Origin of the sequence: Shewanella sp. SM95 (genome assembly GCF_025653595.1) — a bacterium.
GTDB lineage: Bacteria > Pseudomonadota > Gammaproteobacteria > Enterobacterales > Shewanellaceae > Shewanella > Shewanella oncorhynchi.
The window spans coordinates 53,155-74,017 of the sequence record NZ_JAKKSE010000022.1 but is presented as its reverse complement, the minus strand read 5'-3'; the positions used below and the strand labels follow the sequence as shown (position 1 = coordinate 74,017).

The 20,863-nt window shown below is 44.6% G+C and carries 21 protein-coding genes and 1 rRNA gene; 4 read left to right on the top strand and 18 right to left on the bottom strand.

Features of this window, described 5'->3' with window-relative positions; genetic code table 11:
• Window positions 1-215, bottom strand: a 16S ribosomal RNA gene (locus L5M29_RS19365); the annotation flags it as partial.
• A gap of 586 nt (window positions 216-801) precedes the next feature.
• Window positions 802-2,229 carry a cytochrome c oxidase accessory protein CcoG gene (gene ccoG / locus L5M29_RS19360; protein WP_113941425.1) on the bottom strand — a complete coding sequence of 476 codons (1,428 nt, stop codon included), beginning with the start codon at window positions 2,227-2,229 and terminating at the stop codon, window positions 802-804.
• Between the two features lie 91 nt (window positions 2,230-2,320).
• Here ccoG and L5M29_RS19355 point away from each other — a divergent pair, with 91 nt between their 5' ends.
• The 3 genes from L5M29_RS19355 to L5M29_RS19345 all read left to right on the top strand — a co-directional run bounded on the left by L5M29_RS19355 (window position 2,321) and on the right by L5M29_RS19345 (window position 4,088).
• Window positions 2,321-2,671 (top strand): hypothetical protein, encoded by a 351-nt coding sequence (locus L5M29_RS19355; RefSeq protein ID WP_263169525.1) that lies wholly within the window; start codon window positions 2,321-2,323, stop codon window positions 2,669-2,671.
• Between the two features lie 124 nt (window positions 2,672-2,795).
• Entirely contained in the window at window positions 2,796-3,701 is a 906-nt protein-coding gene (locus L5M29_RS19350) for a 1,4-dihydroxy-2-naphthoyl-CoA synthase (RefSeq protein ID WP_263169523.1), read from the top strand.
• A 183-nt stretch (window positions 3,702-3,884) separates the two neighbouring features.
• Window positions 3,885-4,088, top strand: coding sequence for a DUF2061 domain-containing protein (locus L5M29_RS19345; RefSeq protein ID WP_105250772.1), 204 nt, complete (start codon window positions 3,885-3,887; stop codon window positions 4,086-4,088).
• A gap of 108 nt (window positions 4,089-4,196) precedes the next feature.
• Here L5M29_RS19345 and glmS read toward each other — a convergent pair whose 3' ends face one another.
• The 4 genes from glmS to glmU form a co-directional block, all read right to left on the bottom strand.
• A complete protein-coding gene (gene glmS, locus L5M29_RS19340; RefSeq protein WP_131524527.1) occupies window positions 4,197-6,026 on the bottom strand; it encodes a glutamine--fructose-6-phosphate transaminase (isomerizing) in 1,830 nt (609 codons plus the stop codon).
• Window positions 6,027-6,060: 34 nt separating this feature from the next.
• Window positions 6,061-6,831 (bottom strand): DeoR/GlpR family DNA-binding transcription regulator, encoded by a 771-nt coding sequence (locus tag L5M29_RS19335; RefSeq protein WP_198573706.1) that lies wholly within the window; start codon window positions 6,829-6,831, stop codon window positions 6,061-6,063.
• A gap of 202 nt (window positions 6,832-7,033) precedes the next feature.
• A complete protein-coding gene (locus L5M29_RS19330; protein ID WP_263164829.1) occupies window positions 7,034-9,154 on the bottom strand; it encodes a TonB-dependent receptor in 2,121 nt (706 codons plus the stop codon).
• Between the two features lie 276 nt (window positions 9,155-9,430).
• Window positions 9,431-10,795: a bifunctional UDP-N-acetylglucosamine diphosphorylase/glucosamine-1-phosphate N-acetyltransferase GlmU gene (gene glmU / locus L5M29_RS19325; protein WP_113941420.1), complete on the bottom strand. Its 1,365-nt coding sequence runs from the start codon at window positions 10,793-10,795 to the stop codon at window positions 9,431-9,433.
• Between the two features lie 203 nt (window positions 10,796-10,998).
• Between glmU and L5M29_RS19320 the strand changes: the two genes are divergently transcribed.
• Window positions 10,999-11,208, top strand: coding sequence for a hypothetical protein (locus L5M29_RS19320; RefSeq protein ID WP_263164836.1), 210 nt, complete (start codon window positions 10,999-11,001; stop codon window positions 11,206-11,208).
• Between the two features lie 48 nt (window positions 11,209-11,256).
• On the opposite strand, the gene L5M29_RS19315 is transcribed toward L5M29_RS19320, so the two are convergent.
• From L5M29_RS19315 to rsmG, 12 genes are all read right to left on the bottom strand, one after another.
• Entirely contained in the window at window positions 11,257-11,685 is a 429-nt protein-coding gene (locus tag L5M29_RS19315; RefSeq protein WP_105250790.1) for a F0F1 ATP synthase subunit epsilon, read from the bottom strand.
• 36 nt (window positions 11,686-11,721) lie between these two features.
• Window positions 11,722-13,113, bottom strand: coding sequence for a F0F1 ATP synthase subunit beta (atpD, locus tag L5M29_RS19310; protein ID WP_105250791.1), 1,392 nt, complete (start codon window positions 13,111-13,113; stop codon window positions 11,722-11,724).
• A 35-nt stretch (window positions 13,114-13,148) separates the two neighbouring features.
• Window positions 13,149-14,009 carry a F0F1 ATP synthase subunit gamma gene (atpG, locus tag L5M29_RS19305; RefSeq protein WP_006084762.1) on the bottom strand — a complete coding sequence of 287 codons (861 nt, stop codon included), beginning with the start codon at window positions 14,007-14,009 and terminating at the stop codon, window positions 13,149-13,151.
• Window positions 14,010-14,059: 50 nt separating this feature from the next.
• Window positions 14,060-15,601 carry a F0F1 ATP synthase subunit alpha gene (gene atpA / locus L5M29_RS19300; protein ID WP_168827626.1) on the bottom strand — a complete coding sequence of 514 codons (1,542 nt, stop codon included), beginning with the start codon at window positions 15,599-15,601 and terminating at the stop codon, window positions 14,060-14,062.
• A 14-nt stretch (window positions 15,602-15,615) separates the two neighbouring features.
• Window positions 15,616-16,149: a F0F1 ATP synthase subunit delta gene (atpH, locus tag L5M29_RS19295; protein ID WP_006083842.1), complete on the bottom strand. Its 534-nt coding sequence runs from the start codon at window positions 16,147-16,149 to the stop codon at window positions 15,616-15,618.
• Between the two features lie 15 nt (window positions 16,150-16,164).
• Window positions 16,165-16,635: a F0F1 ATP synthase subunit B gene (atpF, locus tag L5M29_RS19290; protein ID WP_006083841.1), complete on the bottom strand. Its 471-nt coding sequence runs from the start codon at window positions 16,633-16,635 to the stop codon at window positions 16,165-16,167.
• A gap of 37 nt (window positions 16,636-16,672) precedes the next feature.
• Window positions 16,673-16,924 carry a F0F1 ATP synthase subunit C gene (gene atpE / locus L5M29_RS19285; protein WP_006083840.1) on the bottom strand — a complete coding sequence of 84 codons (252 nt, stop codon included), beginning with the start codon at window positions 16,922-16,924 and terminating at the stop codon, window positions 16,673-16,675.
• Between the two features lie 64 nt (window positions 16,925-16,988).
• A complete protein-coding gene (atpB, locus tag L5M29_RS19280) occupies window positions 16,989-17,783 on the bottom strand; it encodes a F0F1 ATP synthase subunit A (RefSeq protein ID WP_263169521.1) in 795 nt (264 codons plus the stop codon).
• Window positions 17,784-17,795: 12 nt separating this feature from the next.
• Window positions 17,796-18,179 (bottom strand): ATP synthase subunit I, encoded by a 384-nt coding sequence (locus tag L5M29_RS19275; RefSeq protein ID WP_126493379.1) that lies wholly within the window; start codon window positions 18,177-18,179, stop codon window positions 17,796-17,798.
• 225 nt (window positions 18,180-18,404) lie between these two features.
• Window positions 18,405-19,283 carry a ParB/RepB/Spo0J family partition protein gene (locus L5M29_RS19270; protein WP_263169517.1) on the bottom strand — a complete coding sequence of 293 codons (879 nt, stop codon included), beginning with the start codon at window positions 19,281-19,283 and terminating at the stop codon, window positions 18,405-18,407.
• Between the two features lie 9 nt (window positions 19,284-19,292).
• Window positions 19,293-20,081, bottom strand: coding sequence for a ParA family protein (locus tag L5M29_RS19265; RefSeq protein WP_105250796.1), 789 nt, complete (start codon window positions 20,079-20,081; stop codon window positions 19,293-19,295).
• A gap of 73 nt (window positions 20,082-20,154) precedes the next feature.
• On the bottom strand, window positions 20,155-20,775 hold the full coding sequence (gene rsmG, locus L5M29_RS19260; RefSeq protein WP_113941418.1) for a 16S rRNA (guanine(527)-N(7))-methyltransferase RsmG: 621 nt from the start codon (window positions 20,773-20,775) through the stop codon (window positions 20,155-20,157).
• Window positions 20,776-20,863 lie beyond the last annotated feature (88 nt).

Below are 20,863 nucleotides of genomic sequence, written 5' to 3'. Positions count from 1 at the left end.
GGCCCGAAGGTCCCCTCCTTTCCCCCGTAGGGCGTATGCGGTATTAGCAGTCGTTTCCAACTGTTATCCCCCTCGACTGGGCAGATCCCTAGGCATTACTCACCCGTCCGCCGCTCGCCACCTCAGAAGTAAACTCCCTTGTGCTGCCGCTCGACTTGCATGTGTTAGGCCTGCCGCCAGCGTTCAATCTGAGCCATGATCAAACTCTTCAATTAAAGTTTTGTTGCTTCCGTCTTGCGACTTCAGCGACTCAATGAATTCTGATTTTTTGTTTCTARCTAAAGAAACAAACTGTACATATTACTATGAACACTCATTGTTACATTGATTTAAATTTTTGACTGCCAACCCGAAGGYTAAGCAGTTTCGATTAACTCAACACCTGTGAGTGTCCACACAGATTTCTTGTTTTATCTTGTTAAAGAGCGTTGACCACATACCGTTGCYGGCGGGTCGTGCTGATGCTTCATCAGCTCAGGGTCGTGYATTTTACGCATTTCCCGTTYCGCGTCAAGGAGTATTTTWCAACTTCTTGCTGCGCTTGAATTAAGTGCTTAAAAGCSACTCAATTCAACCTAACTCGTCAGCTTGCTTTCGCTGTCTGCCGTGTCAGTGGATGCGCATTATAGGGAGCAGGAGATTTTGTGCAAGGGCTTTTTGTAGGAAAATAACGATTAATAGTTTAGACGTTTACTTATCAAACGATACGTATAAAAAAGGGACTAAAAAGCCCCTTTATCTCGATTAAGTCTGGCAATCTATATGAGTCACGCTCAGTTAGATCATCATTAATACTGTTATCTATGGACTGAAGAAGCGAGATTCTTGCTCAACTTCGACTTCTTCACCGTCGATATGAGTTTTCACTTTTATCTCGATGTTAGTAACTGAACGAGAAAGCTCAACCGGATCAACCCCAACGCTAATAGGTAACGTTAATACTTCACCACCCGCAATAGTGACCGAAGTTGGACCGTACCATTTATAGTTGTCTAATCCTTCGACACTCATAGTGTATTCGTGGGATTGCTCAGTCTTATTAAGAATCTTCAAGGTGAAGGTGTTTTCAATCAAACCCTGGTTGTTCTCTCTATAGAGCTGGTTACGATCACGAATGATGTCCATACGCACAGGTGCTATGGTCGCACTGGAGTATATAAAGACTAATATCATCGCCATCAATACCACGCCATAACCGACAAGCTTAGGTCGCAGCACTTTTTGCTTTATACCTTCTAACTTGTTCTCTGTGGTATAGCTGATAAGCCCTTTCTCGTACCCCATACGATCCATAGTTTGGTCACAAGCATCGATACAAGCACCGCAGTTAATGCACTCATATTGCAGACCGTTACGAATGTCGATTCCCGTAGGACATACCTGCACACACAAGTCACAGTCGATACAGTCACCAAGGCCTAGCTCTTTTGGGTCATCTTTACGCGAACGCGGACCACGGGTCTCACCACGTTTAGTATCGTAACCTACGATAAAGGTATTCTTATCGAACATGGCCGCTTGGAAACGAGCATAAGGGCACATGTGGATACACATGATTTCACGCATCCAACCCGCATTGCCGTATGTGGCAAGTGTAAAGAACACAACCCAGAAGTAGATACCGCCAGAAGCATTAAGCGTAAATACATCGACATAGACTTCACGACTTGGCACAAAATAGGACACAAAGGTCATCGCCGTCATCAGTGAGAGCAATAGCCAGGCCGTATGTTTTGCCGTTTTACGCCAGAGTTTGTCAAAGCTCCATGGCATTTGATCTAACTTAATGCGTTTATTGCGTGCGCCTTCAAGTTTTTCCTCGAACCAGATGAACATAAAGGTCCATACTGTTTGGGGGCAAGTGTATCCACACCAAACACGGCCAAGATAGGTGGTCACAAAAAACAGAGCGAAGGCAGCGATCATAAACAACGCTGCAAGCAAGGTGAGATCCTGCGGCCAAATCGTTAAACCGAAGACGTGAAACTTTTGTTCGCCCAAGTTAAACCATACGGCTTGACGGTCGCCCCAAGGGATCCAAGGTAAAAGCAGGAAAAATAACATGGCAATCCAGCCCATGCGGCGACGTACGCTACTCCACAAACCGTCTATTGCTCGGACATAAATCCGATTACGAGGATTAAAGCGATCGGCTTTACTCGCATCTGGCTGGTGAATCTTAATTCGATTGGTTTTCGAATAGTCCTTGTTGTTAGATTCTGAGTTCATCGTTACAGCCTTTTACTGCTTTAATATTGGACGAAAACTAGCTTATTATACCCATATTCTTAATGGTTATTCACTTATGTTGGACTAAAAGATGAAAGGTTGGATCATATTGGCGCTACTCGCGGGTGCTTTATATTACTTATACACAGAAACAGATAAATTAGATGTTCCTATTGCAAAGACTGAGGCGATGATCAAAGAAATAGAGAATAAAGTTGACTCTATGACAGGAACAAAAATTATTAAAATCGACCATAAACGGACTAAGGTAAGAACCGACATCATAGAACGTTTATCCACATTAGAACTCGAAGCCTTCAATCAAATTCCAATGACACCCGAGTCTATTGCCGCCTTTAAGGCTAACTATTGCGGTACTATGGCACCTCAACATCCAGTGTTTAGCAAAGATAATCAGCTTTATCTATGTGATCACCTTTAATCATTACAGACTCATAGGCAAACGGGATTTTGCTATATAGCGCTAAGGTTTAGACTTAGGTGATTGACCTTATATATTATTCCGCCTAGCCTTTGAGGCATTACAGCATAAAGGCCTATGAATCATGACCCAACAAGTATCAGACATTTTTGATCCCACCCTATGGGATGAAATCAGTGGATTTCATTTCGACGATATTACTTACCACAGAGCCAAAGCGCACGGCACAGTACGCATTGCCATTAATCGCCCAGAGTGCCGTAACGCCTTCCGACCTAAAACCGTTGATGAATTATTTATCGCACTCGACCATGCACGCCAATGGTCTGATGTGGGTTGCGTACTGCTTACGGGTAACGGTCCTTCGGCAAAAGATGGTGGCTGGGCGTTCTGTTCAGGTGGCGATCAACGTATTCGCGGCAAAGATGGCTATAAATATGAAGGCGCCGAAGAAGGTAAAGCCGATCAAGCCAGAATGGGCCGCTTACATATATTAGAAGTGCAACGCCTTATCCGCTTTATGCCTAAAGTGGTCATCGCCGTTGTGCCAGGTTGGGCGGTGGGTGGCGGCCATAGTTTACACGTAGTGTGCGACTTAACCTTAGCCTCGAAAGAACACGCAATATTTAAACAAACCGATCCCGATGTTGCGAGCTTCGACTCAGGTTATGGCAGTGCTTATCTCGCCAAAATGATAGGTCAAAAACGTGCCCGCGAAATCTTCTTCTGCGGATTTAACTACAGCGCTGATGAAGCCTTCGACATGGGTATGGTTAATAAATCCGTTCCCCATGCAGAGCTAGAAACCGAAGCATTAATGTGGGCGAAAGAGATTAACTCTAAATCACCTACGGCTATGCGTATGCTTAAATACGGCTTCAACATGACTGATGATGGTATGGTCGGTCAGCAATTATTTGCCGGTGAAGCGACGCGTTTAGCCTATGCGAGCGCCGAAGCACAGGAAGGACGCGATGCCTTCCTCGAAAAACGCGATCAAGATTTTTCAGCCTTCCCTTGGCACTACTAATTTTAGAATTGTATTAATTTACGTTTAAATGCTCAAAGCCCTCCATCGTGAGGGCTTTATGTTTTTTACAACGGATAAATAGATAAAACCGTTTAAACTAATCTGAAAACACGGCTTTTAATTTTAATGAGAATTGTTATCATCTAAACATTCCCGCTGGGAGCCTATTTAGAGGACAAGATCATGACTAAGACACTCACTTTTGCTGTACTACATTTTAGCGTCGCTTTTACCGTAACCTATTTATTAACTGGCAGCGTAGTCGTCGGTGGCGCAGTAGCCTTAGTAGAACCCGCGATTAACACTGTAGTGTTTTACTTCCATGACAAAGTGTGGAAACGCATTGAGGCAAAAAAGCAGCACGAACTAGATGCCATTCCAGCATAGAAAGCTAAGCCACCAGCATTTGCTATTGCTATAAGTTAATCGTCATTTTGTCGTGAATCTAAATGAAAAAACCGCCAATAAAGGCGGTTTTCATTTAAATACCTCTATTTATTCTACTGTTACAGATTTTGCCAAGTTACGTGGTTGATCCACGTCGGTACCTTTGATTAATGCAACATGGTACGACAATAGCTGTAAAGGAATAGTGTAGATCAGTGGCGCCATAAAGATGTCACAGTGTGGCACAGGGATCACTTTCATCGTGTCATCCGACTCGAACTCGGCATCTACATCGGCAAACACATACATTAAGCCGCCACGGGCACGCACTTCTTCAACATTCGATTTCAGTTTTTCGAGCAATTCATTGTTTGGCGCAACGACAATCACTGGCATATCGGCATCGATAAGCGCTAGTGGGCCGTGTTTTAATTCGCCAGAGGCATAAGCTTCAGCATGAATATAAGAAATCTCTTTCAGCTTTAACGCGCCTTCCATCGCAATCGGATATTGATCGCCACGGCCAAGGAATAATGCATGGTGTTTATCGGCAAAATCTTCAGCCAATTCTGCAATAGCAGCATCTAAACCTAAAGCTTGTTCCACTTTTGCTGGCATAGATTGTAGGCTTTGAGTGATTTGAGCCTGCATTTGATCAGACATACCATTGTGGCGACCGATCACCGCAGTCAACATTAATAAGCCAGCAAGTTGTACTGTGAAAGCTTTAGTCGATGCCACGCCAATCTCGGCGCCCGCTTTCATCATGTAAGCCATGTCAGATTCGCGAACCAATGATGAACCTGGCGCATTACAAATGGTCAATGTGGCTTTGTAACCCATTTCTTTCGCTAAGCGCATGGCCGCTAAGGTATCGGCGGTTTCACCCGATTGTGAAATCGTCACCAACAGGCTATTTGGGAATAAGTGCGACTTGCGATAACGGAATTCAGAGGCAATTTCGACGTTACAAGACACGCCAGCCCAATCTTCTAACCAGTAACGTGCCGCCATGCCCGCATGGTAACTAGTACCACAGGCGATGATTTGCACATGTTTGATATCTTTTAAAAACTCAGCAGCGTTGTCACCAAAAGCCGTGTCTAGCACTTGCTTATTAGCAATACGACCTTCAATTGTGCGCGTCAGTGCCAATGGCTGCTCGTAAATTTCTTTAAGCATATAGTGGCGATATTCGCCTTTGTCACCGGCATCGTGGGTAATTTCAGATTCTTTGACTTCACGCTCAACGGCATTACCGTTTAAGTCGAAAATACTCACGCTACGACGGGTCACTTCGGCCACATCACCTTCTTCGAGGAAAGCAAATGAGCGAGTGACGGGTAATAAGGCAAGTTGATCTGAAGCGACAAAGTTTTCACCTAGACCAAAACCAATCACCAATGGACTACCAGAGCGAGCAACAACCATACGTTCACTATCACGACGGTCAATAACGACTGTGCCATAGGCGCCTTCGAGTTGTTTAACCGTGGCTTGTACGGCACCAAGCAGAGTGCTATGGGTTTTCAGCTCATGGTGCACTAAATGACAAATCACTTCGGTATCGGTATCTGAACTAAAGTTGTAACCTAAACCTTTAAGCATTTCGCGCAGTTTATTGTGGTTTTCGATAATACCGTTGTGCACCACGGCAATATCACCTTCCGATAAATGCGGATGAGCATTACGCTCACTCGGCTCACCGTGGGTTGCCCAACGAGTGTGCGCGATACCGGTTCCGCCTGCTAATGGGTCAGTTTCAAGCGCAGCCGACAACTCTTGTACTTTGCCAACGCGGCGCGTACGGTTGAGTTCACCATTGTGAATAACGGCAACGCCTGCGGAGTCATATCCGCGATATTCTAAACGGCGTAAGCCTTCTACCAGAATTTCAGCCACATCCCTTTGCGCCACGGCGCCTACGATTCCACACATAGTCTTTACCTATAAAGTTGTTAAGCTATTTTGTCTAATGAGCATAGGGCGCTAACATAACTCGCACGCCCTGATCTGAAATTTGTTTTAACGCACTCTCGTCGATACGTGAGTCGGTGACCAACACACTGACCTTGGACCACGGTAACTCTAAGTTAGGGATCCGCTTGCCGATTTTGTCTGAATCGACCATAACGATCACTTCGCGGGAAACTTCGGCCATCACTTTGCTTAGACCTGTTAACTCGTTAAAGGTGGTGGTCCCGCGTTCAAGATCGATACCATCGGCACCGATAAACAGTTGGTCGAAATTATATGAACGCAACACTTGCTCGGCGACTTGACCTTGAAAGGATTCAGAATGCGGGTCCCAAGTGCCACCGGTCATCAATAAGGTTGGCTCGTTTTCGAGTTCATGGATGGCATTGGCAAGGTGCAGTGCATTCGTCATGACCACCAGCCCACGCTTATCATTCAGCTGTTCAATCAAGCCTGACGTCGTAGTGCCGCTATCGATAATGATGCGATTGTGATCTTTAATCAGCTGCGCGGCAGTTTTCGCAATAGAAAGTTTATTAGGCGCGATCTTGGCAGAGAACTGTTGAGTAACTTCGTCTGGAATAGCCACGGCGCCACCGTAACGGCGCAATAATAAACCCGTTTTCTCAAGCGCGGCGAGATCCTTACGAATAGTCACTTCAGAGGTTTCAAAACGTAACGACAGTTCATCAACGCTCACTTCACCCTGTTCGTTCAATATGGTGATTATGCTGTGGCGACGCTGCTGTGTGTTTCGTTTATTCATAAAACCTTTCAGTTAAGTTTCGATTCGAAAGGTGCATTATAGTGAAACGAAACTTTTTTGCTAGTCATACGAAGCACTCTTTCGCACGATCACGAGTCATTTTAATTAATTTAAAATTGTGAACTTAAAAACCAACCAATAAAAAAGCAGTTTATCCTTTAGAGATAAACTGCTTTAAATAGATTAAAAATCCTAATAAGTATTAGAACTTAGCTTCAACAGCAACACTGAAGTTACGATCTTGACCTATAGTCACCATCTTATCGCTGCCACCGTCTAAATATTCAGTATCGAAGAGGTTTCTGACGTTGGCACGTATGCTGACATCTTTACCCATGATATCCATAGTGTAGGCTGCACCTATATCGAAACGCACATAACCATCTTTGGTGATGGTATTATCAGCATCAGCAAAACGTTCACCCACATAAATAGCACCAAAGTTCATCGCAAAGTTGTCTGTCACTTCGTAACGGGTCCAGATATTGGCCGACCACTCAGGGGCATCAATAGGGGTTTTACCATCTAAGTTCTTGCCACCTATTTTGCCTGCACCGGTATTATATTCAGCATCTAAATACATCATAGAAGAAGTCACAAACCAGCTATCACCTAACTGGCCTTGGGCGCCAACTTCAAAACCTCGATGATGCTGCTCACCACCTTGGGTAGTGATCGTTTTATCTCCTTCATTCGTTACAGGAATATCTTGTACTGTGGTGACATTAGAAACCGTAATATCAAAAAGGGCTGCTGTTAGCAGTAGGCTGTCATTAAATAACTCCCATTTAGTCCCTAGTTCATATTGAGTACCGTACTCAGGTTTCAGGTTATCTCCATGATTGACATCTTCAGAACTGGTTACTGAACCCTGTGGTGTAAAGCTTTTTGAATAATTAACGTAAATGCTACCATTAGCCATTGGCGAGTAAATTACCCCAAACTTAGGCGACACAGCATAGCTGTTTTCACCTTCTCCGTCTTTCTTCTGTTCGTCGTAACGCACACCAGCAAGCAATTTCCATTGCTCATTAAGCGTCATCAAATCCTGTAAATAGAAACCGTAATACTTGTATTCGCTTGGGTTGCTTAGCTTACCTTGGTGATAATCAAGATCTTGCTGAATAATTGGTTGCCCAGGAATTACGGGCTGACTTTTGCCTTTCTGAATTTGCTGCTGATAGAAATAGTCTAAATAGTTAGCACCAATAAGGAATTGATGCTCCATTCCTGCCAAAGAAAATTCACCCGTGAAATCCACATAGGCCGTTTTATGCTGCCAATCGTCATAACGATCAAACGGGTTTATGGTGTAACCATCTTTATATGGATCTTCAGAGCCTTTATTTAAGCTTGGCGCAGAGTCTAAACGTTGGCGATTAAACTGCTGATCGTTATAACCAACTTTGACTTTCCAATCATCACTCATCTGCCAAGTTAGATCGGCACCTAAGTTAGAGACTGTGTTATCGGTAAAGGCCCAAGGTGCATCCCATACGGTTTTACGTTCACCGATAACATTACCTTGTTTATCTAACCACCCACCCGCATCAATACCCGCTTTATCTTGGGTATGATCGTACTTAACCGATAACAGAACATCATCACTGACATCAAATTCTAGGTTTAAGTAGCCCAACCAACGGTCACGCTCTTGATTCTCATCGTTAGCGGAATACTCACGCCAGTATTTTGTGTCTTGCTTCACTAACACGCCGCGGTAACGAAGACTCTGAGCATCATTTAAACTGCCGCCCGCATCTAGCTGAGCACGGGTCGAACCAAAACCATCAGTATCAAAACCTAAATCGAGCATTGAATCATAGGTCGGTTTCTTAGTGACCATATTCACTAAACCACCAGGGCCAGATTGGCCGTACAACATGCTCGAAGGACCTTTCAATACTTCGACTTGCTGTAAAGTTTCAATTGGTTGTACGTAGTGAGACCATTGTTGATGGCCATTAATAAGATAACCGTTACCCGAATCGAGCTCGAAGCCGCGGATACTGAAGACTTGACGGTTCCAGCGTGTGGTTCCCGCTGTCACACTCGAATCATTAACTAATACTTCCGCTAGATTGGTTGCCAACTGTTCATCAGTCACAAAATCAGGGATAACATTAACTGACTGTGGAGTATCCATTAAGTCGATATCGCCACGCATGGCACCCGATGCACTACCGACTTTATAGTCGTTAAAAGTACGGCCAGTCACATTGATGCGCTCAATATTTTTATCGCTCGCCACTTCTGCAATAACCGGCATAGCCATTAATGCCGAGCCTACAGCTAAACCTATAACTGAATATTTAAATACCATTGCCAACACCTCAAATAGACCTTTCGTCTTAGAATTGCAGGCAATATAAATGAGAAGTGTTTTTATTTTCTCTTCTTTACTAAAATTTACAATTGAGTGTGATAGTGATCAAATTAACTTAAAAACCAACAATTTGCCCATACCACAAAAACATGAAGAAAATCTTAATTATTAAGCATTACTTAATAAAAAGGCTTTTTAGTGTAACACATTGAACACAATAAAAATAAAAGCGGCACATGGCCGCTTTTTTGACATTAAGTTGAGTTTTAAAACTTACTTTTTAATTTTCACTGGACGTTGCCAACCAGTAAGGTGTTTTTGTTTAACACGAGTGATCACTAACTCATTCTCACCCACATCACGGGTAATGGTTGAGCCAGCGCCTAAGGTTGCGCCTTTACCGATAGTTACAGGTGCTACCAACTGAGTGTCAGAGCCGACAAAGACGTTATCTTCAATAACAGTAAGATGCTTATTCGCGCCATCATAGTTGCAGGTAATAGTACCAGCACCAATGTTGACGCCATCACCAATGATGGCATCGCCTAAATAGGCTAAGTGTCCAGCTTTGGATCCAACGCCAATCACCGCTTTTTTCACTTCAACAAAGTTGCCTATATGTGCATCTTGCTTAAGCTCTGCGCCGGGACGTAAACGTGCAAATGGGCCAGCACTGGCAGCAACGCCAAGCGTAGCACCTTCGATAATAGAGTAAGGCTTGATCTCAGCATCATCGGCAATCTCGCAATCAATTAAAATCGCGCCTGCGCCAATAGTGACATTATTACCCAAGGTCACTTTGCCTTCGAATATCACGTTGATATCGATCATCACATCCATACCAACAGTGACTTCACCACGGATATCGATACGGCTTGGGTCGCGAAGGTTCGCCCCCGCCAACATGAGCTTTTCGGCTTCACGAGCTTGGTAAGCACGTTCAAGTTGCGCTAATTGCACGCGATTATTGGCGCCTTCGACTTCAATGGCCGATTGTGGCTGAGCAGTATCAATGGCAACGCCATCAGCGTGCGCCATAGCAATAATATCCGTTAGATAATATTCGCCTTGAGCATTATTGTTCGATAAACGGCTCAACCAAGTTTTAAGTTGTTTACCCGGAACCGCCATGATGCCGGTGTTAATTTCGTTGATCAGCAACTGTTCTGCTGTCGCATCTTTTTGCTCAATAATTCCAATGACTTTTCCTTGCTCACGGACAATACGGCCATAACCCATAGGATTCGCTAAATTCACTGTTAAAATAGCAACGCCATTTTCAGGACGGGCGGCGAGTAAGGCTTCGAGAGTCGATGTTTGGATCAACGGCACATCGCCATAAAGAATAAGCACTGTATCGCTGTCGGCTATATGTGGGCTAGCCTGTGCAACCGCATGACCTGTGCCTAATTGCTCGGCTTGCAATACCCAGTTAAGTTGCTGCTCACCCAAACAGGCTTGTAGCTTGTCGGCACCATAACCATAGACTAACTGAATAGAGTCACTGCCAACTTTATTAGCGGTATCGATGACATGTTGCACCATGCTCTTATGGGCGATGGGATGTAATACCTTAGGAAGATCAGAGCGCATCCGTGTTCCCTTGCCAGCCGCTAAGATCACTACATTTAATGCCATTACCATATCCTTGAACAAATACCCAAGAGGGTGAAAAATTACGGTCGTATACCAATCACATTAAATATCTAATCAGTTCAGAGCCTCACAGGCATCTCAATCCAAGGCGCATTGACGCAGAAATGGTTATTCCCTTTTAAGTCAATGCAACACGGGAGTGGGATGCCTGTGAGGCTCCCAAAGGGCGGGTTTCAACGCGCTTCATACTGCGTTCAAGGCTTTCGACAGAGCACCACTATGCCTTCAAGCCTTCGCCTTGTCTAAAGCGCGTTGAACTCCCGCTGAATGAACAGATATTTAATACGATTGGTATTAGTGGCGCAATTTTAACGGAAAGCACATCGAAAAGCGAAGTAGATAGCGATGCTAATCAATCAAAGACATGCAAGAATGCCAATCTATCCCATTTTTAGACACAAAAAAGGCGACCTTATGGTCGCCTTTTTTCACAAACAATAACCTTATCTGGCAATGTTTTTCTTGATGGTTTCAACAACACGTAATTGAGCCATAGCCTTAGCTAACTCAACCATAGCCGCGTCATAATTGAAGTCAGCGCCAGCAGTTGCCATATGGGCTTCTGCACGACGCTTAGCTTCTAATGCCGCTTGCTCATCAATATCTTTGGCACGCATAACCACATCAGCCAATACGGAGACAGAAGAAGGCTGCACTTCCAGAATACCACCTGAAAGGTAAAACACTTCTTCACTGCCGTCTTGCTTGACGATGCGCGCCATGCCAGGTTTGATATAACTAAGCAAAGGAGCGTGGCCATGCATTATGCCCAACTCACCTTCAGAACCAGTCACTTGCAGCGAAGCTACACGACCAGAGAAGATTTTGCTCTCTGCGCTTACAATATCAAGATGTACTGTCATGGCTGCCATCCCGTTCTCCTTAAAAAACTAAGTATGAATACTTAGTTATTTCTTTTTGTTCGCTTTCTCGATGACTTCATCGATTGAGCCAACCATGTAGAACGCTTGTTCTGGCAGGTGATCAAACTCACCGTTCAAAATACCCTTAAAGCCACGGATAGTGTCTTTCAGAGAAACGTACTTACCAGGAGATCCAGTAAAGACTTCTGCTACGAAGAAAGGCTGAGATAAGAAACGCTCAATCTTACGAGCACGGAATACGACAGTCTTGTCTTCATCAGACAATTCGTCCATACCCAGAATCGCAATAATGTCTTTCAGCTCTTTGTAACGTTGCAGTACAGTTTGCACGCCGTTAGCAACGTCATAATGCTCTTGGCCAACAACCAATGGATCTAATTGACGTGAAGTCGAATCCAATGGGTCAACCGCTGGGTAAATACCCAGAGAAGCAATTTGACGTGACAGTACAACAGTCGCATCTAAGTGAGCGAAGGTTGTTGCTGGTGACGGATCGGTCAAGTCATCCGCAGGTACGTATACCGCTTGTACAGAAGTAATAGAACCCGTCTTAGTTGAAGTGATACGCTCTTGCAGAACGCCCATCTCTTCAGCCAATGTTGGTTGATAACCTACCGCAGAAGGCATACGACCTAACAGTGCAGATACTTCAGTACCGGCTAAGGTATAACGGTAGATGTTGTCAACGAACAACAGTACGTCACGACCTTCGTCACGGAACTTCTCTGCCATAGTCAGACCAGACAGTGCAACACGCAAACGGTTACCTGGAGGCTCGTTCATCTGACCATAAACCATGGCCACTTTGTCGAGAACGCCAGAATCTTTCATCTCGTAGTAGAAGTCGTTACCTTCACGAGTACGTTCACCTACACCGGCGAATACAGAAAGACCCGAGTGGGCTTTAGCGATGTTGTTAATCAGTTCCATCATGTTAACTGTTTTACCAACACCCGCACCACCGAACAAACCGACTTTACCGCCCTTAGCGAATGGACAAACAAGGTCGATAACCTTGATGCCAGTCTCTAACAGTTCAGTAGAGCTTGATTGATCTTCGTATGAAGGAGCTGTACGGTGAATAACATAACGCTCTTCTTCACCGATTGGACCCGCTTCATCAATAGGCTCGCCTAATACGTTCATGATACGGCCAAGAGTGGCGGTACCAACTGGAACAGTAATAGGTGAACCTGAGTTTACTACTTCAAGACCACGACGCAGACCGTCAGAAGAACCCATAGCGATGGTACGAACTACACCACCACCTAGCTGTTGCTGAACTTCCAGCACCAAACCATTACACGGGCCTTCACCTACGATTTTCAGAGCGTCATATACTTGAGGTACGGCATCTTGTGGGAACTCTACGTCCACAACCGCGCCAATCACTTGGACAACAGTACCTGTGCTCATGATTAATCCTCTAAAACTTGTATTCGTTACCTAACCTAAACCGCAGAGGCACCAGAAACAATTTCCGACAGTTCCTGCGTAATCGCAGCCTGACGGGCCTTGTTATAGACCAGTTGCAAGTCGTTGATAAGCTCACCCGCGTTGTCTGTTGCCGACTTCATTGCCACCATACGGGCAGCTTGTTCAGAGGCAATGTTTTCAACAACACCTTGGTAAACCTGAGATTCTACATAACGGACCAATAAAGTATCCAAAAGTGCTTTTGGATCTGGCTCGTAGATATAATCCCAACGATGAGCAGTTTCATCATCTTCTGATTTAGGCAAAGGTAGCAGCTGCTCGATCACAGGAGTCTGCGTCATAGTATTCACAAATTTGTTAAATACCACGTACAGACGATCCAGCTTGCCTTCGTTGTAAGCTTCTAGCATGACACCGACTGTCCCGATCAAGTCAGCGAGCTTTGGAGCATCGCCTAAACCTGAAGCGTGAGCAGACACTTGTCCACCGAAGTTTTTGAAAAACTGCACACTACGTGCACCGATAGGGCAAAATTCAAATTCTGCACCTTGGGCTTTCCAGCTTTTCACGTCTGCAATAACCTTTTTGAAAAGGTTAACGTTCAGACCACCACAAAGGCCACGGTCGGTTGCTACAACAATGTAACCAACCCGCTTAGCCTCTCTCACCTCCAAATAGGGGTGTTTATACTCGAGAGAACCTTGCGCGACGTGACCGATCACCTTACGCATGCTTTCCGCATATGGACGGCTCGCAGCCATGCGTTCCTGCGCTCTGCGCATTTTGCTGGCTGCCACCATTTCCATGGCGGACGTGATCTTCTGAGTGTTTTTCACACTCGCGATCTTGGTTTTAATCTCTTTAGCGCCGGCCATCTCTACTCTCCAATCTGGACCTGAGGTGTCTTAAGACACCTCTATCATTGTTACCAGGTTTGGGTTGCTACGAACTTGTCGAGGCCAGCTTTTAATTCAGCTTCGATATCAGCGCTATAATCGCCAGTATCATTGATAAGCTTCATTAAAGGAGCATGCTCGCTGTTCATGAACGAGAGCAGAGCGGCTTCGAAATTACCGACCTTATTCAGCTCAACACTCTTCAGGTAACCTTTTTCAGCTGAGAAAATAGACACAGCTTGAGCGGCTACGCTCATAGGAGCATATTGCTTTTGCTTCATCAGTTCGGTAACACGCACACCATGCTCAAGCTGAGCACGTGTTGCATCGTCAAGATCAGATGCAAATTGCGAGAACGCAGCAAGCTCACGATACTGTGCTAGTGCGGTACGAATACCACCAGACAGTTTCTTGATGATCTTAGTCTGAGCCGCACCACCAACACGAGAAACAGAAATACCTGGGTTAACCGCTGGACGTAGGCCAGAGTTAAACAGATCGGTCTCAAGGAAGATCTGACCATCGGTAATAGAAATTACGTTGGTCGGTACGAATGCAGAAACGTCACCCGCTTGCGTTTCAATAATCGGCAGCGCGGTTAAAGAACCAGTTTTGCCAGTTACTGCACCTTTAGTGAACTTCTCTACATAAATCGCGTTAACGCGTGATGCACGCTCTAATAAACGTGAGTGTAGATAGAATACGTCACCTGGGTAAGCTTCACGGCCAGGTGGACGCTTGAGCAGTAACGAAATTTGACGATAAGCAACTGCTTGCTTAGACAAATCATCGTATACGATCAAAGAATCTTCACCGCGGTCACGGAAGTATTCACCCATAGAACAACCAGAATATGGCGCTAAGTATTGTAGAGCAGCGGCTTCAGAAGCAGTTGCAACAACAACGATAGTGTTAGCTAAAGCACCGTGTTCTTCTAGCTTGCGTACTACGTTAGCGATAGTAGAAGCCTTTTGGCCAATCGCGACGTACACACATTTAATGCCAGAATTTTTCTGGTTGATGATTGCGTCGATCGCCATTGCTGTTTTACCAGTTTGACGGTCGCCAATGATCAATTCACGTTGACCACGACCGATAGGGATCATGGCATCAACGGCTTTGTAACCAGTTTGAACTGGTTGATCAACAGACTGACGTTCAATAACACCTGGTGCGATAACTTCAATTGGCGAAAAACCATCGTTATCGATAGGTCCTTTACCGTCAATTGGCTCACCTAGAGTGTTAACAACGCGGCCAAGAAGACCGCGGCCAACTGGAACTTCCAGAATACGGCCAGTCGTTTTCACTTTTACGCCTTCTGCTAAATCAGCATAAGGACCCATTACTACGGCACCGACAGAATCACGTTCAAGGTTCAACGCGATTGCAAAACGGTTACCAGGCAGTTCGATCATCTCACCTTGCATCACGTCGGCTAGGCCGTGGATGCGGATGATGCCGTCACTTACCGCAACGATAGTACCTTCGTTACGAGATTCGCTAACGACTTCGAACTGCTCGATCCGCTGCTTAATCAGATCGCTGATTTCAGTGGAATTCAGTTGCATGCTCAAACTCCCAATTACGACTGCAGCTTATCAGACAGACGCGATAACTTACCGCGGACCGAGCCATCGATGACTAGGTCTCCTGTCTTAATGATTACACCGGCGATGAGCGCGGCGTCAGTGCTACAATTCAGCTTAACTTTGCGTGCGAGACGTTTCTCTAAAGAAATACTAATCTGCTGTTGTTGTTCAGAGCTCAGCTCAGTTGCAGAAACCACATCGGCTTCTACTTCTTTTGCCCACTCATTACGGTATTCAGTAAATAACTGAGATACAGCAGGTAGCACCTTTAAGCGACCGTTTTCAGCCATTACCTTTATCAGGTTCTGACCTTGCACATTGACTTGCTCACCACACACACTAATAAAGAGTGCTGCGAGCTTAGTGCTGGCTAAAGAGCCAGCTAACAGTGGTTGCATGGTTTCGTTTTCACTCACCAATGCGGCAAACGTGAGCATTTCAGCCCAAGAATCCACTGCATCTTGTTCAATAGCAAAGTCAAAAGCTGCCTTTGCGTAAGGGCGAGCGATGGTGGTTAATTCAGCCATAACTCAACTCCCTTATCAAATTTCAGCGACTAGTTTATTAACTATGTCACTGTGGGCGGCTGGATCAATAGAACGCTCAAGGATCTTCTCAGCACCCATGATGGCAAGAGTAGCAACCTGCTTACGCAGATCCTCTTTGACGCGATTACGTTCAGCTTCAATTTCTGCTTTACCCTGAGCGATGATTTTAGCACGCTCAGCGTCTGCTTCGGTTTTGGCTTCTTCAACTATTTGAGCTTTACGCTTGTTAGCTTGCTCAATAATTTCATTAGCCGTTACCTTGGCTTCTTTTAGTTGGTCAGTCGCTTTCGCTTGTGCCAACTCCAGGTCTTTTACCGCACGATCAGCATCAGCTAGACCGTCAGCAATCCTTTTTTGGCGCTCTTCGATGGCATTCATCAAAGGGGGCCATACAAACTTCATGCAAAACCACACGAAGATGATAAAGGCGACCGTCTGACCGATTAGGGTAGCGTTGAAATTCACAACAGCCTCCTATTTAGAGTTAAGACAGAAGCGTTTTTTACAGCATTGCACCCAGTGGGTTGGTAAATAGCATAAATAATGCGATACCAACACCGATCATAGTTACGGCGTCAAGAAGACCCGCTACGATGAACATTTTAACTTGTAGCATAGGAGCCATTTCTGGTTGACGCGCAGCGCCTTCCAAGAACTTACCGCCTAATAAGCCGAAACCGATTGCAGTACCAAGAGCACCCATACCAATCAGCAGAGCAACAGCGATAGCTGTCATGCCTAAAATCGTTTCCATCTGTATCTCCAGTATCTAAATCTATATTAGTTGATGATTTAGTTTAAAATTTCTTCAGCAATCCTTAATGATCTTCATGCGCCATGCTTAAATAAACAATGGTCAACATCATGAAGATAAACGCCTGCAGCGTGATAACCAAAATGTGGAATATTAACCAGCCCAGTTGCAGAGTCACACCTAGGGTAGATAATAACAAGTTGGTACCATACATCAGCGCAATAAGGATGAAGATCAACTCACCTGCGTACAAGTTACCAAAGAGTCGCAATGCCAATGAAATTGGCTTAGCAATCAAAGTAACAGTCTCTAATAGGAGGTTGACGGGTATCATTGCCTTATGGTTAAAGGGCTGTAGTGTCAATTCTTTAACAAACCCAGACACACCTTTGACCTTAATGCTGTAAAAAATAATCAGCACGAACACACCGATAGCTAAGCTAAAGGTAATGTTAACGTCAGTCGTCGGAACCGCTTTAAGATATGGAATACCCATTAAACTTGCTGCGTGAGGCAGCCAATCTACAGGGATCATATCCATGAAGTTCATCATGAATACCCATACAAAAATGGTCAGAGCTAAAGGTGCGATCAGAGCATTGCGACCATGAAAACTTTCTTTCACGCTGTTATTTACGAACTCGACGATAATCTCAACAAAACATTGCAGTTTGCTAGGAACACCGGAAGTCGCTTTTTTACCAACGCTGCGGAAAATCCACAGGAACAGAACACCAAGACCAACCGAAAAGAACAACGAATCAATGTGCCATGTCCAAAAGCCTTCACCAACACTTAAGTTGGTAAGGTGATGTTGGATATAGCCCTGCGGTGTTAACGCTTCACCAGTTGCAGCCATGATTCATCCCACTTAACTTTGCTTGAAGTATAAAGGAGCTGTCCAATGCACGATTAGCGTCAGCACATAACAAACAAAAAGCGGCATAAAAGCGACCTTAATATTGATAAATACAAACGAAAACATTGCGATGGTTAACAGCAACTTTACCGCTTCCCCCCAGTAAAAAGTCTTTATGACTTTTGCAGCTGAACTTGCTCCCGTGTGGGAGAAAGCGAGGGTTGCGAATACAAAATTAGGGAGCACAGCGATTGAACCACCTGCTAATGCAGAATAGCCAAACTGAACTCCCCACACGGCGAAAAAGAGAATTGAAGCACCCCCAGCGACCGCCGCCTGCATCATCACCAATTTATAGGCTGACCACCGGCCACGACGCGCTAAAACCTTACTCAATTCATCCTCTCCGCATTCATACTTTTTGTTTCGATGACCGGATGACAAATACCCGTATTTATGTCGATGCACAAAAAGCTTGCGAAAGTATACCTTTTCACGCCTTCATTGCAACTTTGAGATAAGGAAAAACAACACTTTTAACGTGATCTCGCGCCAAACGAGTTAAAATGTAAGATTAGCATCTGTCACAAATTTACATTAAAAACTATTAATCTACAGACATTAATGAATTTTACTAAGAATTCCGTCTAATTCAGCCAGATTCTGATAGTTAATTACAATTTTACCCGTGCCCTTACTGCTATGAGCGATCGAAACCTTGGCACCTAATCTTTCAATTAACTGCTGCTCTAAACGACAAACATCTTGATCTTTAGTCGTAGTTTCGGCTTGTTTAGGCGGATTTAAGGTTTGATTAATTAATCGTTCAGTTTCGCGAACGGTTAATTCCTTAGCGGCCACTAATCTCGCAAGATTTGTTTGTTCTTCTCCCTCAATTGCCAACAAAGCGCGAGCATGACCCATATCAATGTCGCCATACTCAAGTAGACGCTTAACCGGCTCATTTAAGCCGTTTAAACGTAACAAGTTAGATACACTCGCTCTGGATTTTCCCACAACATCGGCAACCTGTTGGTGAGTCAGTTCAAACTCTTGCATTAAACGTTGCAATGCAATGGCTTCTTCCATGGCATTTAAGTCTTCACGCTGGATGTTTTCAATCAAAGCAATAGCAACAGCGGCTTCATCAGGTACTTGCTTTACTATGCAGGGGATTTTATTCAAGCCAGCAAGTTGCGCAGCACGCCAACGACGTTCACCCGCAATGATCTCATACATGTTATTCGTCACTTGTCTCACAACGATAGGCTGAATAATGCCTTGATTGCGGATAGAGTGTGCCAGTTCTTCCAACGCTTCGGGGGACATGTCTTTACGAGGTTGATACTTACCTGGCTGTAATAAGTCTAAATCGAGATGGATAAGCTCTTCTTTTTTATCGATAACATCAGCTTCGTCAGTGTGCTTTTTACTGGCGGCATGACTGTTACTCAGTAGGGCATCTAACCCTTTGCCTAATCCTCTTTTTTTCAACGTCATGGTGATCCTTTACGCTTGCTTAGCCTGAGTTTGTTGTTCTGAACGACGGATCATTTCACCCGCAAGCGCTAGATACGCCTTAGCGCCAGCACTCGATTTATCGTAATACATAGCAGGCGCTCCAAAACTTGGTGCTTCTGCTAGTCTCACATTACGTGGGATAACGGTACGATAGACTTTGTCACCAAAATGTTGTTTTAGCTGATCGGACACATCATTAGACAAACGATTACGCGGATCATACATAGTACGTAAAATGCCTTCGATGCCAAGTCCAGGATTAACCATAGCAGCAAGCTTAGTGATGGTATCAATCAGCGCTGTTAAGCCTTCGAGGGCGTAATATTCACACTGCATAGGCACGAGTACAGAGTCGGCCGCTGACATAGCGTTTACGGTCAACATGTTCAATGAAGGAGGGCAGTCGATAAAGATATAATCGTATTGATCTTTGATCGGTGCGAGCGCGTTACGCAAACGGATCTCTCGGGCAAAAAACTCCATCAATTTGATTTCTGCCGCAGTGACATCGCCATTACTGGCGATCAAATCATACTTACCCGCAGTGTTTTTAATGACGATCTCGTCGAAGGATTTTTCTTCAACCAATAATTCATAGGCTGTATTAGCTACGTCATACTTATCGACACCGCTCCCCATGGTGGCATTACCTTGAGGATCGAGATCGATCAATAATACTTTACGTTTTGTTGCTGCTAACGAAGCGGCGAGGTTAACGCAAGTAGTTGTTTTTCCTACGCCACCTTTCTGGTTAGCCACGGCAATCACTTTACCCACAATATCACCCTGTATGTAAATGCTGGTTTATTGCCCTTGCTTATAAATGATTTATTTATCACTTTTAAGCCTGTTATTCTTTGATTATCTTCAATAAATGTCTTTTTTCATCGAGTTTAGGCACCTTAAGCTCGATAACTTCTTTCACCACAAATCCACTTGGAATATGTTGCATCTCTTCATCATTCAACTGGCCTTTAAGTGCATAAAACTGTCCATGTTCGGCGGGGAGATGATGGCACCAAGTCAGCATATCTTGGATTGAGGCAAATGCACGACTTAATACGCCGTCGAATTTATCCTCCGGTTGATAAGCTTCTACGCGGCTTTCAACTGAGCTGATGTTATGTATGCCTAATTCAAAGGACACTTGTTTTTGAAAACGAATACGTTTACCTAAGCTGTCCAATAACACAAATTGTTTATCGGGGTTCATAATGGCTAACGGGATCCCAGGTAAACCCGGTCCAGTGCCTACATCGATAAAACGTTTACCTTGCAGGTGTTTTGAAACCACTAAACTGTCCATGATATGACGGATCAGCATAGCTTCGGGATCTCTCACCGATGTCAGGTTATAGGCTTTATTCCATTTGTTGAGCATACCAACAAAATCAATTAGTTGTTTTTTCTGCTCGACGGTTGCGGGCAAATTAATTTCGGCTAAATAAGCCTCTAACTGGGCAGATAACACTGAGCAACCTCAACAAAGATACGATTATGAACGCGAAGGCTATTATGAAGCCCGAAAACGATGAAGGGAAGCCTGAATGCTTCCCTTC